This is a genomic window from Bacillus sp. 103mf, assembly GCF_900116295.1.
Taxonomy (GTDB): Bacteria; Bacillota; Bacilli; order Bacillales; family Bacillaceae_G; genus Bacillus_A; species Bacillus_A bruguierae.
This window is the reverse complement of record NZ_FPAF01000006.1, coordinates 198748-213495: the sequence shown is the minus strand read 5'-3', so window position 1 is coordinate 213495 and position 14748 is coordinate 198748. Positions and strand designations below refer to the sequence as shown.

16 protein-coding genes, 2 tRNA genes and 4 riboswitches are annotated in these 14748 nt (G+C 36.6%); of the genes, 16 read left to right on the top strand and 2 right to left on the bottom strand.

Annotation, left to right across the window (positions count from 1 at the left end; translation table 11 throughout):
* Positions 1-13 precede the first annotated feature (13 nt).
* The 4 genes from BM350_RS16405 to BM350_RS16390 all read left to right on the top strand — a co-directional run bounded on the left by BM350_RS16405 (position 14) and on the right by BM350_RS16390 (position 2813).
* Positions 14-88, top strand: a tRNA-Asn gene (locus tag BM350_RS16405).
* Position 89: 1 nt separating this feature from the next.
* Positions 90-161 (top strand) — tRNA-Glu (locus tag BM350_RS16400).
* A 746-nt stretch (positions 162-907) separates the two neighbouring features.
* The gene (locus BM350_RS16395) at positions 908-1327 is read left to right on the top strand and encodes a CBS domain-containing protein (RefSeq protein WP_090919129.1); all 420 of its coding nucleotides are present in this window, start codon (positions 908-910) and stop codon (positions 1325-1327) included.
* Between the two features lie 334 nt (positions 1328-1661).
* Positions 1662-2813 carry a DUF3965 domain-containing protein gene (locus tag BM350_RS16390; protein WP_090919131.1) on the top strand — a complete coding sequence of 384 codons (1152 nt, stop codon included), beginning with the start codon at positions 1662-1664 and terminating at the stop codon, positions 2811-2813.
* Positions 2814-3124: 311 nt separating this feature from the next.
* On the opposite strand, the gene BM350_RS27625 is transcribed toward BM350_RS16390, so the two are convergent.
* Both BM350_RS27625 and BM350_RS16380 read right to left on the bottom strand, forming a co-directional pair.
* Positions 3125-3478: a hypothetical protein gene (locus BM350_RS27625; protein ID WP_090919133.1), complete on the bottom strand. Its 354-nt coding sequence runs from the start codon at positions 3476-3478 to the stop codon at positions 3125-3127.
* Positions 3479-3484: 6 nt separating this feature from the next.
* Entirely contained in the window at positions 3485-4645 is a 1161-nt protein-coding gene (locus tag BM350_RS16380) for an SH3 domain-containing protein (RefSeq protein ID WP_090919135.1), read from the bottom strand.
* Between the two features lie 596 nt (positions 4646-5241).
* Positions 5242-5350, top strand: a riboswitch (TPP riboswitch).
* 59 nt (positions 5351-5409) lie between these two features.
* Positions 5410-5510, top strand: a riboswitch (TPP riboswitch).
* An 85-nt stretch (positions 5511-5595) separates the two neighbouring features.
* Here BM350_RS16380 and tenA point away from each other — a divergent pair.
* From tenA to kdpA, 12 genes are all read left to right on the top strand, one after another.
* Positions 5596-6291: a thiaminase II gene (gene tenA, locus BM350_RS16375; RefSeq protein ID WP_090919137.1), complete on the top strand. Its 696-nt coding sequence runs from the start codon at positions 5596-5598 to the stop codon at positions 6289-6291.
* 55 nt (positions 6292-6346) lie between these two features.
* Positions 6347-6976, top strand: coding sequence for a thiazole tautomerase TenI (gene tenI / locus BM350_RS16370; protein WP_139207757.1), 630 nt, complete (start codon positions 6347-6349; stop codon positions 6974-6976).
* Complete coding sequence (gene thiO, locus BM350_RS16365; protein ID WP_090919141.1) at positions 6960-8069, top strand: glycine oxidase ThiO; 1110 nt, start codon at positions 6960-6962, stop codon at positions 8067-8069. Before tenI ends, thiO begins: the two co-directional genes overlap by 17 nt.
* Before the next feature lie 187 nt (positions 8070-8256).
* On the top strand, positions 8257-8460 hold the full coding sequence (thiS, locus tag BM350_RS16360) for a sulfur carrier protein ThiS (protein WP_090919144.1): 204 nt from the start codon (positions 8257-8259) through the stop codon (positions 8458-8460).
* A gap of 2 nt (positions 8461-8462) precedes the next feature.
* Entirely contained in the window at positions 8463-9233 is a 771-nt protein-coding gene (locus tag BM350_RS16355; protein ID WP_090919146.1) for a thiazole synthase, read from the top strand.
* On the top strand, positions 9226-10245 hold the full coding sequence (locus BM350_RS16350) for a thiazole biosynthesis adenylyltransferase ThiF (protein ID WP_090919148.1): 1020 nt from the start codon (positions 9226-9228) through the stop codon (positions 10243-10245). The genes BM350_RS16355 and BM350_RS16350 overlap by 8 nt, the downstream gene beginning before the upstream one ends.
* A gap of 5 nt (positions 10246-10250) precedes the next feature.
* Positions 10251-11072 (top strand): bifunctional hydroxymethylpyrimidine kinase/phosphomethylpyrimidine kinase, encoded by an 822-nt coding sequence (gene thiD, locus BM350_RS16345; protein WP_090919150.1) that lies wholly within the window; start codon positions 10251-10253, stop codon positions 11070-11072.
* Between the two features lie 94 nt (positions 11073-11166).
* Positions 11167-11311: riboswitch (cyclic di-AMP (ydaO/yuaA leader) on the top strand.
* 93 nt (positions 11312-11404) lie between these two features.
* Positions 11405-11806, top strand: a complete 402-nt coding sequence (locus tag BM350_RS16340) for a hypothetical protein (protein WP_090919152.1) — start codon at positions 11405-11407, stop codon at positions 11804-11806.
* Positions 11807-11823: 17 nt separating this feature from the next.
* The gene (locus tag BM350_RS16335; protein WP_090919154.1) at positions 11824-12060 is read left to right on the top strand and encodes a hypothetical protein; all 237 of its coding nucleotides are present in this window, start codon (positions 11824-11826) and stop codon (positions 12058-12060) included.
* A gap of 564 nt (positions 12061-12624) precedes the next feature.
* A riboswitch (cyclic di-AMP (ydaO/yuaA leader) is annotated at positions 12625-12768 on the top strand.
* 99 nt (positions 12769-12867) lie between these two features.
* Complete coding sequence (locus BM350_RS16330; RefSeq protein ID WP_090919155.1) at positions 12868-12972, top strand: hypothetical protein; 105 nt, start codon at positions 12868-12870, stop codon at positions 12970-12972.
* A complete protein-coding gene (gene kdpF, locus BM350_RS16325) occupies positions 12933-13049 on the top strand; it encodes a K(+)-transporting ATPase subunit F (RefSeq protein ID WP_348272206.1) in 117 nt (38 codons plus the stop codon). Before BM350_RS16330 ends, kdpF begins: the two co-directional genes overlap by 40 nt.
* A gap of 19 nt (positions 13050-13068) precedes the next feature.
* Positions 13069-14736: a potassium-transporting ATPase subunit KdpA gene (gene kdpA / locus BM350_RS16320; protein WP_090919161.1), complete on the top strand. Its 1668-nt coding sequence runs from the start codon at positions 13069-13071 to the stop codon at positions 14734-14736.
* Positions 14737-14748: the final 12 nt, after the last annotated feature.

Sequence of the window (14748 nt, the reverse complement as noted above, 5' to 3'; positions counted from 1 at the left end):
AGGCCCACCATATTCCGCAGTAGCTCAGTGGTAGAGCTATCGGCTGTTAACCGATCGGTCGTAGGTTCGAGTCCTACCTGCGGAGCCATGGCCCGTTGGTCAAGTGGTTAAGACACCGCCCTTTCACGGCGGTAACACGGGTTCGAATCCCGTACGGGTCATTATAAAAAGAGTCAGCACTATGCTGACTCTTTTTATTTGAAGAAAAATAATATTATATATTATTTTTTCCGTATATCGTATTTATTATAACGAATTATAATTACTTCTGATTAATGATCTCCTTATACATATGTTTATTGGGCTACTTTTGGACAGTAAGAATGAGAATGCTTCAACTAACCAAAAGTAGTCGAATAAAGAAAATCTACTGATGGACGTTTCAAGCTATTATAACAATAAGTATATCTTTATCATATTATAAAATGTTTTATTTTTTATTATAAATAATGAAGGATTTTGTATGATTTTGTGTAATTAGGAAAGAATATAGTACATTATATTTTTACCAATTGATTATTTTAGCTATACTCAGAATTGAACTACATCAATTCATTTTGATGATTGTACAACGGAATGTTGCATGAATATTTTACGGTATAAAGTATTTCTTTTACTAACCTCATCCTGCTTATTGCTCTGTATCTTTACAAGCTGCCTTCTCAAATAAGAACGATAAAGTCTATATTTACTCTCCGCAATTCTAAAGTTTTTAGAATTGGTCATTGTAGCTGTGAATATCCAATTTATTTTGCGTTTTATGATTACATAGTTTTCTACATTTGATAAAGTGTAATTTCATCTGTTTTTAATAAGAGATGGTATCTCGTTTATCTTTTAAGGAACTTGCGAATTGAAATGAAGAGGGTTGGAAATGATAAAGTGTGTAAAGGAGGGTAATATATTTATGACAACTGTTCGAGAATTGATGAGCACGAATATTGTACAATGTACACCACTAGACAACGTATATGAAGCAGCGGTGAAAATGAAAGAAGAAGATATAGGAATGATTCCTGTTGTGGAGAATAATCAAGTTATCGGTCTTGTAACAGACCGTGATTTGGTTGTGCGAGGAATTGCAGAAAAGCATCCAGGTTCCAATCAAATTACAAATGTTATGACAACACAAATTATTTCAGTGTCACCTGATGATGCTATTGAAAAAGTGACAGAGTTAATGGCACGTTACCAAATAAGAAGATTACCAGTAGTTGAACATGGGCAACTTGTTGGAATGCTATCACTTGGTGATTTAGCAACAACTAAATATGCAGATGATCAGGCAGGCGTTGCCTTAAGTGAAATATCAGAGCAAACAGACTAAAGAAATACTTTTATTCTGTTTGCAATTTGCTATTTGAGGGCAGGAATGCTTCATCTGAAAATTTATTTGAAAGCAATGATGTAGTGAAGGATAAGCATGTTAATATGCGCCTCATTAGTTTAATTCATAATCTGTGGGGGCTTCCCCGCAGATTAAATTCACATTTTATGTAAATTATTTTTGGAATTTTTGTTAATAACTATTAACATATGAAAAAAATGATATACTAATAAATATAAGCATTATATGTTATTTTGAATATAATAATATTGATGAATAGTTTAATAGCATTCAAATATTTTATCATACATATAGAAAATGGAGGGGGAATTATATGGGGATTGTGCAAACCGAACCCAATTGGAACTTGGTTACGGATGCGTATACAGAGCCGGAAAATTTTGCAGATTTACTCTCTTTACTTATACCAAAGTATCCAAAAGGAGAAGGAAAAGAACGAACTATTCTGGCTTGGAAAGAAAAAGAATTTTATAAGAAAGAAAATTTAATTCTTTTTATTTTATATGGAATGAAAAAATTACATGATTTACCGAAGTTTCATAAAGATGAAATGCCAACTTTGGTTCGAATTATTCGTTTATGCCAAGAAGTAGGATGGTATCAACAGGCTTATGATTTTATGATTGCTGAAGGATTAGAGGAATTCGTACAAACATCGCTAGAGTATGAATCATGGGATGCATTTACACAAGTAGTTGCTTGGAATTATTTAGTTATAAAACAAAAGGTTACGGAATTAGAAAGTAATGATGATTTTATTTGGGAAAGAATTAAGTTTAATGTAGAGTGTATTGAAAAGTATAAGACACTTTTGTCTCATAAAGAAATGATGGAGTTTATGTTTCTCTATCTTTGTAAACAAGCAAAGGGATTATCAAAAGAGAAGTTAGATGAAATTTTAATGGAGTTAGCAATATATTGCAATACGTATATTTGTGATGTATACACGTTAGATTTATTAAAAAAATATAGAAAATGTACGGATTTCTTAACATATTATGAACCAAGCCATGCTGCTGTAGCATGCCAGCGTGCAGTGATTGCACAAATATCTGATCGTCTTAATCCGTTGAAGACAACTCATGTTGATGATTATTTGTTTGTTATAAAAGAGATGATGGAACATGTGTCGTTGGAATTTATAACAAAATATGAGCACTTTATTGGGCAATTACTATCATACATTCCATTTTTTGAAATGATTCAAGTTCCACAGCAAATGTATTATTGTGAAGAACTTATGCATATATGTAAAGGAATCGATTATAAAGAGGAACTACTACGCAATTATATATTTATACAATTACCAAATTGTTTTCCTTCCTTTATTAAGCAATTTTTAAAGAATAAGCGCTATGCATCAATACATGATATTTTATTTTATTGGTGTAGCGACGAACAACGTATGAATTTAGAACATAAATATAATTTAAGTTTTATTTATGAGCAGTATGCATGCGGGTAAAATAGAAAAGTAGTTTTATGTTAGATTTTTAATTTGTATTTATATATATACGTTTGAATTTTCTGAAATATAAATCACTGCTATGTAGAATATAAGATGACCGCTACTTGCTTTCTCCTTTTGTTTTAAACTTTGCATGAGGTGAGAGCAGATCGTTCCTATGCACGGCCAGATGCTCTCGTTCCCCAAAAAAGAAAGAGTTATATTTTTTGAAAACTTGTATATATAGAACATAAATAAGGATTCCACATCATGTGGAATCCTTATTTAATAGTAAAGAAAAAAGAAAATAATCCCAAAGAATCGTGGCATTATTTTCCCACTTTCCATGTTTCTTCATGTTGTTGTTGTTTACGATGTTTTGGAACATATATATACTGAGATACTATCAGAAGAATAGTCATAAAAAATACTGGAAACATTGCGGAGACATGTAAGCCATTAAAAATGATGCTTGTTAATAAAGAACTTATAATGAATAGTGTGGTATATATGTGTGAAATATGTCGCTTTAGTCGAATTTTGAATGTTTCCATCATCACTTCACAAGCAACAAACGCAATAATAATGCTTAAAAATACAATGTTTGTGTTATAAATTAATAAGCAATAAACTAAACCGAAAAATGCGAAACACTCAATAATTAATGCAATATTACGTGCCATTATGCGTTACCTAACTAAGAAAGGAAGTGGATTTACAGCATTTGTTTTTTCAAAATTCCATTCCCCGTTATGTAATTCAAAATGTAAGTGTTGTCCATGCGAATGTCCTGTATTTCCCATATAACCGAGCAATTGGCTTGTTGTCACTGTGTCTCCTGCTTTGACAACTCGACTTTTCATGTGAGCATATACAGTTGTGTATAAATTCCCGTTTATACGATGAGCAACAAATACAACATTTCCATAGCTTGTAGAATAATATGATTTAACAACAGTTCCAGGTGCTGCAGCTTGGATTGGAACATTTCCTGTTGCTGCAATATCTACGCCATAGTGCATTTCTCCCCAGCGTATATCAAATTCCGAGCTGATTTTTCCTTGAGCAGGATATTTAAATACAGCTGGAATAGATGGTGTAGCTTTCTGTTTTGGTTGCTGCTGCTGTTGTCTTTGCATTATACAATGCTGTGCGACATAGCCATATCCTGATCCGTAGCGAATTTTATACCATGTTCCCATATTTTCAACGACTTGTATTTGTGTCCCATTGGTTAAAGAACCAATAATAGCTGTATTTGTTCCTGCTCCGCTACGTACTTTTAATGTCGGAGTGGCAACATAGTAAGAACTTCCACCTTGCACAGTAAGTCCTTTTACTAATGGCTGATCGGCGTTAGATAAAAATTCTTTCTTTACATAGCCGCTTGTTCCATTTTGTATAACTTTATACCATCCCTCTTGTTCTTCTTGAACAGTAACAAATTTTCCATTTGGTAATACAGTAACAATTTCAGATTGTGTATTTGGTTCAGAGCGAACGTTTACTGCATCCGTATTTACGATATATTGATTTCCACTATCGTGTGGTTTTGTTAAAGAAATTGCTTCTTTTTTTACATAGCCAGTTTTATTGTGAACGTGAACTTTATACCATTCATTTGTTGCTTCAAGAATTGTAATGGGAGTGCCACGCGTAATGCTGTCAATAACATAATCTGTCCCATTAGGACTATTGTACATTTGTAATGTTTCCGTTTTTACATAACCAATTTTTGCTTTTGATGTTTGCTCTGCTGTTACAGTATGTACATTAGATTCTGCTATAGAGGGGAGCATAGAAGCAACTGCTACAGTAGTAGCTGTTATTGTTGCGACTTTTAAATTCATATATTCATAGACCTCCTTATGTAATGAATTATTATGATTAAAATCATAATGTAAAGATATTGAGTTTGTAATATATTCGTTGATTAAAAACAAGCGAATGCTTTTTCTCTATATATACAAGTTAAAAAATTGACATAAACACTCCTTTCTTTTTAGGGAGAGCATTTGGCCATACATAGAAACGGTCAGGGCCTTTTCCTACTATACGCAAGGTAGAAGACAAAAGGAGAAAGCAAGTAGCGGTCATGTTATATTCTGCATAGTAGCGACTTATATGTCGGAAAATTTAAATGGATATAGATTATAAAGCTATATAATAAAAGGATAGCAGATTTATAGCTGTTATGGAAATAGATAGAAGAAATTCGTTTTTTTCTGAACTTACAATATGTTTTTATAATGTTTTATTTTGTTTAAACGATTAGTGTTTTACTTTATCCCGTATTAACGGGCAGTAAGATCCCCACCTCAAGATTCAGAGAGAAACAAAGAAGATTGGTGAGGGATAAAGAAACTTTGCCGATGGGAGTTTCACTTCATAAATGAAAAGAGTTGCCGATGAGATATGGCGATGGTATACTGACTATGTTAAATGAATATAATGCTAGGGGAGCTAGTGTTGCTAGCTGAGAGTAAGACCTATAGTCTTTGACCCTTGAACCTGATCTAGATGATGCTAGCGTAGGGAAGCAACTTGGACGATATAAATAACGTCCCCGTTTCTTTATGCATAGAAACGGGGATTTTTTATTGAAAATTTTATAGAACACCACTAGGGGTGCTTAAAAGCTGAGAGAGGTAAAAACCTTAACCCTTATGACCTGATCTAGGTGATGCTAGCGTAGGGAAGTGGAAACAACAAATGAGGTTTTCTTTTGTTTGCTGTGGCCACTTCTTATATAGAAGTGGTTTTTTATTTGGGAACATATATACAGGAAGGGGAAACTGAGATGACATTTTGTGAAAGACTATTTGAAAAAGTGCAACCTGTTTGGGAAAAAAGTCATAATCATCCATTTGTAACAGGTATGGGAGATGGAACGTTAGAGAAAGATAGATTTCAACATTATATTGTTCAAGATTATTTGTATTTGTTAGATTACGCAAAGTTATATGCAATCGGTGTTGTAAAAGCAACAAATCCAAAAGTGATGGCGAAGTTTGCTGAACAAATTGATGGCATTTTAAATGGGGAAATGAAGATTCATAAACAATATGCAAAACGTTTAGGAATTTCTGTTGAAGACATGGAATTAGCAAAGCCGTCTGCTATGAATCTAGCATATACAAACTATATGATGTCTGTCTCACAAAACGGTACACTTGCTGAGTTAATTGCAGCATTGCTTCCATGTATGTGGAGTTATTGGGAGAGTGGAAAGCGTTTGAATGCTATTTCAGGAGCACGTGATCATGAATTTTTTGGTGAGTGGATTCGAGGATACAGCTCTGAAGAATATGGGGATCTTTGTATATGGTTAATTGATTTATTTAATGAAATTACAATTGGGAAAACAGAAGAAGAACTAAATCGTTTAGAAGAAATCTTCTTATATTCCAGTCGGTTTGAATACTTATTTTGGGATATGGCATATCGCAAGGAGATGTGGGGTTTTGAGGAGCAAGAACATACTACAATTTCGTAACGTTTCTTTTCGGCAAACGAATAGTTTGAAACCATTTTAAAGTAGGCGAATGGATATGAAAGCTGAGCTTCACGTTATATCAAATGGTCGTATGTCATTTGAAGAGTTAGCACATATAGCAACTGATATTGAAAGTGAAATAGATTATTTGCACATTCGTGAGCGAGAGAAAAGTACGAAAGAGTTATATGAAGGTGTGGAAAAGCTCTTACATAAGGGGTTTCCTTCTTCTAAACTTGTCATCAATGATCGGATTGATATTGCAATTTTATTCAATATTAGACGTGTCCAACTTGGATATCGCAGCGCGGATATAAAGTCTGTTAAAGAAAAATTTTCTTATTTGCATGTTGGTTACTCCGTGCACTCATTTGAAGAAGCTGTTTCTGCTTTTCAAAGTGGTGCAGATTCTCTTCTGTATGGGCATTTGTTTCAAACAAACTCTAAAAAGGGAGTTCCGCCAAGAGGATTAGCCGGGATTACGGAAATAGCAAACCGTTTAACAATCCCAATTACCGCTATTGGAGGGATTACTCCTCATAATACGGCAGAAGTACTCGGCACCGGCGCTGATGGTATCGCAATTATGTCTGGAATTTTAAGTGCAGTAAAACCGAATGAACAGGCGAAATTATATAAGGAAACGATACGAAAGTGGGCGAGAAATCATGAAAAAAGTATATGATGTTGCCATCGTTGGCGGCGGTGTAATCGGAAGTTCGGTTGCACATTTCCTTGCTGAAAGAGGTTATAAAGTTGCCATCATTGAAAAACAAAAGATTGCTTCTGAAGCCTCTAAAGCAGCAGCCGGATTATTAGGCGTACAGGCGGAATGGGATGAATACGATCCGCTGTTTGAGTTAGGCAGGAAAAGCCGCGCGATGTTTCCAAAACTTTCAAGTCTATTACGTGATAAAACCGGAATTGATATTGGATATGAAGAAAAAGGGATTTACCGCATTGCTCAAAATGAAGAAGAGAGTATACGGCTTCTTCATATTATGAAATGGCAACAGCAAACAGGAGAAGAGTCTCATTTTATCTCAGGAGAAGAATTGCGGGAAAAAGAGCCCTATTTATCTACTTCTATTATTGGAGCAGTCTACCACCCAAAAGATGGTCATGTGATTGCCCCAGAGCTGACGAAAGCATTCGCTCACTCTGCTGCGCTATCTGGAGCGGATATATATGAAGAAACTGAAGTGTTTGATATTCAAATGAACGATAATCATGTAACAGGATTACTTACGACAGAAGGCGCGATTTCATGTGAAAATGTAGTAGTTGCAGGCGGTTCATGGAGTACAAAACTATTAAAATATTTTCACCGTGAGTGGGGAACATATCCTGTGAAAGGTGAAGTCGTTGCAGTGCGCAGTCGTAAACCATTATTACAAGCACCTATTTTTCAAGAGCGATTTTATATCGCACCGAAGCGCGGTGGACGCTATGTCATTGGAGCAACAATGAAACCTCATACATATAACAAGGCGGTGCGTCCAGAAAGTATTACTTCTATATTGGAGCGTGCGTATCGGATTCTTCCAGCATTAAAGGAAGCAGAATGGGACGGGGCATGGGCAGGATTACGTCCACAATCGAATCATAGTATGCCATATATCGGCAGACATACAGACATTACTGGTTTATATGCTTGTACGGGCCATTATCGAAATGGAATTTTATTAAGTCCAGTTTCAGGGGAGTATATGGCTGATCTTATTGAAGGAAAGCAAGAAAATGGTTTACTAGATTCATTACTTTCTCAATCTATGTAAATCAATTTTATTTTCGATATATAAGTTGCTGTTAGGGAAAAAGGAGACCTGCACTCGTGTTCTCTTTTTGTTTTAGCACAGGACGTGGCAGAAAAAGGCCCTGACCGCTACTATGCAAGGCCAGGACCACTCGCCCACCCTAAAAGAAAAGGGTTTTAGGTTTATATATTGTAAGGGAGATGAAAGCTTGAATTTAAAAATTAACGGAAGGCAAGTAGAGGTACCAATTGAGGTTAAGACGGTGGCTGATTTGCTTATTCATTTAGGATTAGAGACGAAAATTGTTGTAGTAGAACGCAATCAAGATATTTTACAAAAAGAGGATCATCAAGATACATCTGTTTTTGAGGGAGATCAAATTGAAATTGTAACATTCGTAGGAGGCGGTTGATTATGTTAAAGATTGGACCATTTAATTTTCATTCTAGACTGTTATTAGGAACAGGTAAATTTCCAGATTTTGATGTACAAAAGAAAGCAATTGAAGTATCAGAAGCAGAAATTTTAACGTTTGCGGTGCGTCGTATGGATATTTTTGATGCAGAGCAGCCCAATTTACTAGAAAAAATTGATGTAACAAAGTATACCCTTCTTCCAAATACAGCAGGAGCAAAAACAGCAGAAGAAGCCGTGCGCATTGCAAAACTAGCAAAAGCATCAGGTTTATGCGACATGATTAAAGTAGAAGTAATCGGTGATGATCAAACGTTATTACCAGACCCAGTTGAAACGTTAAAAGCATCAGAAATGCTATTGAAAGAAGGGTTTATCGTTTTGCCGTATACGTCTGATGATGTTGTGTTAGCGCGTAAATTACAAGAATTAGGCGTCCATGCGATTATGCCGGGTGCATCACCAATCGGCTCTGGTCTTGGCATTGTAAACCCATTAAATTTAGGATTTATTATTCAGCAAGCAACTGTTCCCGTTATTGTTGACGCGGGCATTGGTAGTCCAGCTGACGCAGCATTTGCGATGGAATTAGGCGCAGAAGGCGTGTTATTAAATACAGCTGTTTCCGGGGCAAAAGATCCTGTGAAAATGGCAGAAGCAATGAAGCTCAGTATTCAGGCAGGAAGATTAGGTTTTGAAGCAGGACGTATTGCATGTAAGCGCTGCGGGGTCGCGAGTAGTCCGTTAGAAGGAATGAGTGTTCTTGAATAGCCGATATTCCCGTCAAGTATTGTTCTCTCCAATTGGGGAAGAAGGGCAGAACAAAATAAGAGAAAAACATGTACTTATTATCGGCGTGGGAGCGCTTGGTAGTGCAAATGCAGAGATGCTCGTTCGCGCTGGAGTTGGCAAAGTGACGATTGTTGACCGTGATTACATTGACTGGAGTAATCTGCAGCGCCAACAGTTATATTGTGAGGCAGATGTAGAAAATCATTTACCAAAAGCAGTGGCAGCTAAGCGGCGTTTACAAGCCATTAATAGTGATGTAGTTGTAGAAACTTATGTGCAAGATGTAACAGCAGAAGAGCTAGAAGAACTTGTCACAGGTGTAAATCTCATTATTGATGCAACAGATAACTTTGAGACACGGTTTATTGTAAATGATATATCGCAAAAGCATTCTATTCCATGGATTTATGGAGCTTGTGTTGGGAGTTACGGTCTTTCTTATACGATTTTACCAGGAAAGACGCCGTGCCTATCTTGTTTATTGCAGTCGATACCGCTTGGGGGAGCGACATGTGATACAGCGGGGATTATTTCGCCTGCTGTATCTATTGTTGTCTCACATCAAGTTGCGGAAGCATTAAAGATTTTAGTAGAAGATTACGAGGCACTTCGTGAGGGGCTTGTGTCATTTGATGTGTGGAAAAATGAATATTCATGCATGAATGTACAAAAGTTGCGAAACAAGTACTGCTTATCGTGCGGAGAAGAAGCTGTTTATCCGTATTTAAGCAAGGAGAATACTTCCAGGGCGGCTGTTTTATGCGGTAGAAATACAGTACAAATTCGTCCGCCGCATAAAGAGCATATTCATTTGTCTATGTATAAAAATCTGCTGCAAAACCGTGTAACGGATTTAACAGTGAATCCGTATTTATTATCGTTTTCTGTTGAGAATAAACGGTTAGTAGCATTTCAAGACGGCCGTGTGCTTGTGCATGGGACAAAGGATATAGCGGAAGCAAAAACGATTTATCATCGATATTTTGGTTAAAAAGGGTGAGTGAAATGAGAGTGAATAAAGCATTAACGATTGCTGGCTCCGATAGCGGCGGCGGTGCGGGGATTCAAGCAGATTTAAAAACATTTCAAGAGCTCGGTGTGTACGGAATGACAGCTATTACAGCGATTACGGCTCAAAATACGCTTGGTGTACAAGGGGTGTATCCTGTTCCTGTAGAAGGAATTGAAAAGCAGTTACATTCTATCGGTACGGATTTAACGCCAGATGCAGTGAAACTAGGGATGTTATTTAGTAGTGAAATTATTAAAATCGTAGCTGAAAATATTAAATCATTTTCATGGAATAATATTGTACTAGACCCTGTTATGATCGCAAAAGGCGGAGCATCGTTATTACAACAAGAAGCTGTTTTGGCATTACAAGAACATTTATTGCCGCTTGCAACGGTAATTACGCCGAATGTTCCTGAAGCAGAAGTATTAACAGGAATGAAGATTCATACGATTGAAGACAGTAAAGAAGCGGCGAAGATGCTGCATGATTTAGGTGCAAAGTTTGTCGTTATGAAAGGCGGACATGCAGCTTACCAAAGAAATGAAGTAATTGACTTATTGTTTGATGGAAATGTGTTTATAGGGTATAGAAGTAAACGGATTGCTTCTATACAAACACATGGAAGTGGTTGTACGTTTGCCGCAGCTGTAACAGCAGGACTCGCGAAAGGTTACGAAATTGCAGATGCAGTTCGGGAAGCGAAGAACTTTATTAGTATAGCAATTGAAGATGAGCTGAACATAGGCAGCGGTCACGGACCAACGAACCATTTTGCGTATGGACGTAGAAATGTACATGCATAAATATGTATATTCTTAGAAAAGTCAATTAAAAAAATTGGCTTTTTTTTATATTTACTTTTTCCAAAATTAGGAGTAATATATCAGCCAGAATCTATTTTTAAGAACGCTTAATCCAGACTTTGGAGCGGGGGAACCAACTTTGTGCATTGTCACTTGGGGTGAATCCTTTTTCGAAGGTAGGGCTACTCTCAAAGCCCGAATCCGACAGCTAACTCCGTAAGCGTGTTGAGAGAGGATGGTGCAAGTGAATACAGCAATTCATCGGTCCGACTAGTATAAGAGAATTTTAATCTATACTTAAAAATTCTTTTATGTGAAGGAGGATGCAGTGCATGGATGCAGAAAAAGAGTACACGCTCATTTGTGTAGGAGAAGCTGCGAAAGTAAAGAGTTTAAAGGATTTAGTACCGTTTCAAAGTGAAATGGTCATTTTTGCAGCGAGTGAGTATGTGGTAAGTGAAGTGAAAGCATGTGGATTTCAACAAGCATATTGCTGTCCGGATGATCCGAGCATGATTGTGAACATATGCAAAGGAGCTAAAAAAGCGATTTTACTAGGAGATGAATTGTCTACAATTAGCTTCTTCGCTGAACGTATTCGCTCTTCTTTTACCGCGCCTATTACAGTTGTCACGCGAAATAAACAATATCCCAAGCACCTCTATGAAACGATTGGCATTAAGTTAGTGGTGTTTACAACTTGTGATAATATTTCGTTTTTGACTTTAGAGTAGGGGCGGAGGAATCGGATATGAGAGAAGCGATGAAAGTATTATTGTGCCGTGAATTAGCAAGGCGCTGGGCAGTATCGTTAGAACGAGTACATGAATTAGCAGAACATGATCCATTCTTTCCGAAGCCATATGTGATTCTTCCGCCAGAAGATATCCGTTTATATTTAGAACAAGACATTATCGAATATGAGAAGCGACATGCAGAATTGGTGCAAGTATATATTCGAGGTCGTAACTTACGGTCTTTTTTATAGTTTCGAAGGTTATCTATCAATATGAATTGAAAAACTAGTATAAAAACCTCTTTTTTTAGGTGGGCGAGAGCACCTGGCCGTGCGTAGAAGCGGTCAGAGCTTTTTTGTGCCACGAGCGAGTTGTAAAACAGAGGGAGCAAGCAAGTAGTGGCCCTTTTTTATTCAGCGTGGCAGTGATGTTTATGTTGAAAAAACGGTATAAAACTGCATTTTTTAGGAAGGGCGAGAGGCTCTGGCCGTGCATAGAAGCGGTCAGGGCCTTTTTGTGCCACGAGCGAGGTTTCAAACAAAAAGAGAAGAGCAGGTTATACTGTATTTGACTCATATGCCTGGAAGTTAAATTTGATTTTTAGAGATAATCTTCTTTTTTTATTTGCAAAAGAACGTATACATAATGAAAAAAGAAGAAAATAAAAGAAAAAAGATGATAAAGATGTATTTATCCTTAATGTAAGCGTTTAAAAGGTCTTATACTTTTATATTTTAGCTATTTTACCTCTTTACAAGTGAAATTTAGAGGAGTATATTTACATTCATAAATTGTTCATAAAATTTCCAGAAAACAACCTGATATCGCTGAGTCCAGAAATGGAGCGGGGGAACCAATTTTGTGCATTGTCACTTGGGGTGAATCTTTCATGATGAAAGTAGGGCTACTCTTTAGGCCCGAATCCGACAGCTAACCTCGTAAGCGTTTGGAGAGGAGGTTTACTTTTGTGTTGTTCATTTTCGAACACTGAGTAGATCCTCAGTGTTCTTTTTTATGCTTTTTTATGGAAAAAATTTACATTTAGTGAGGGATGAATTATGTTAGATATCGCTATGATCGGAATTTTAATTGTGTTAGTTGGATCAATGATTGGTCTTGCAGGATGGTCGGATCATGTTGTGAAGGAAGGGAAGAAGCAATGACTATTGCAGTATCCATTATTGTTGGCTTACTTACTGTGTACTTAGTTTATGCGCTATTAAATCCAGAAAAGTTTTAATTAGGAGGAAAGATTTATTATGATTTGGATTGCCGTTTTGGTCACAATGTTATTATTTGTTCTTGTTGCAAAGCCAACCGGGATTTATTTAGAGAAGGCGTTTCAAGGGAATAGCAAATTGGATAAAGTGTTTGGACCTTTTGAAAATATTATTTTTAAAATTTCCGGTGTGAAACCTTATAACCAGAGTTGGAAGCAATACGCATTATCATTAGTTGCGCTTAATGGATTTATGATTGTTGTTGTCTATTTCATACTTCGCCTACAAGGTGTATTGCCATTAAATCCAGCTCATGTTGAGGGGATGGAACCTACACTCGCTTTTAATACAGCGATTAGTTTTATGGCAGATACAAATTTACAGCATTACAGCGGTGAAAATGGTGTTTCGTACTTATCACAATTAATCGGAATTACGTTTTTAATGTTTACAGCACCGGCAACAACATTAGCAATTGTAATGGCTTTTATAAGAGGTTTAGCAGGGAAAGAACTTGGAAATTTCTTCGTAGATTTTACACGTGCTTTAACGAGAGTTTTTCTTCCAATTGCATTTATAGCAGCATTGATCTTCGTTGCGCTTGGTGTACCGCAAACGTTAGAAGGAGCGGTTACAGCTCATACAATTGAAGGTGTGAAACAAAGTATATTACGTGGTCCGGTTGCTTCTTTCGTTTCTATTAAGGAATTAGGGAACAACGGCGGAGGATTTTTCGGGGCAAATTCAACGCATCCATTTGAAAACCCAGGTCAAATCAGTAACATTTTACAAATGATGCTTATGATGCTGTTACCAACAGCTTTACCATTCACATATGGAAGAATGGTAGGGAATAAAAAACAAGGACGCGTTCTTTTCGTTTCTTTATTCATCGTATTTTTAATGGGATTTGCAACAATTGTAACGTCAGAGTTACATGGAAACCCAGCGTTAAATGAAATGGGAATGCAGCATACCCAAGGCAGCTTAGAAGGAAAAGAAGTCCGCTTTGGAACAGTATTTTCTTCACTATACGCAACAGTAACAACTGCAGCGGAAACAGGTGCTGTTGATACAATGCATGATACGTTGACACCAATCGGAGGACTCGTACCACTTGTAAACATGATGTTAAATACAGTATACGGCGGGGTTGGTGCAGGATTTATTAATATTATTATGTACGCGATTATCGCGGTCTTTATATCGGGATTAATGGTTGGACGTACACCAGAATTTTTAGGGAAAAAGATTGAAGGAAAGGAAATGAAATTGATTGCAGTAACAATACTATTCCATCCTTTACTTATTTTAGGATTTTCAGCATTAGCTCTTTCAACTCATTTTGGAACAGATGCAATTTCAAACTCCGGTTTTCACGGTTTGACACAAGTTGTATATGAATATACTTCTTCGGCAGCTAATAACGGTTCAGGTTTTGAAGGTTTAGCAGACAATACAGCATTTTGGAATATTACGACTGGTATCGTGATGTTCTTAGGACGTTATTTCAGTTTAATTACAATGCTGGCTGTAGCGGCTTCATTAAAAGAAAAAACGGTAGTACCAGAAACAATCGGAACATTCCGAACAGATAATAGTTTATTTGGCGGCATTTTCATTGGAACAATTGTAATTGTTGGAGCATTAACGTTCTTCCCAATGCTAGTGTTAGGACCAATTGCGGAATTTCTTACATTGAAGTAATGGAGGGTACAT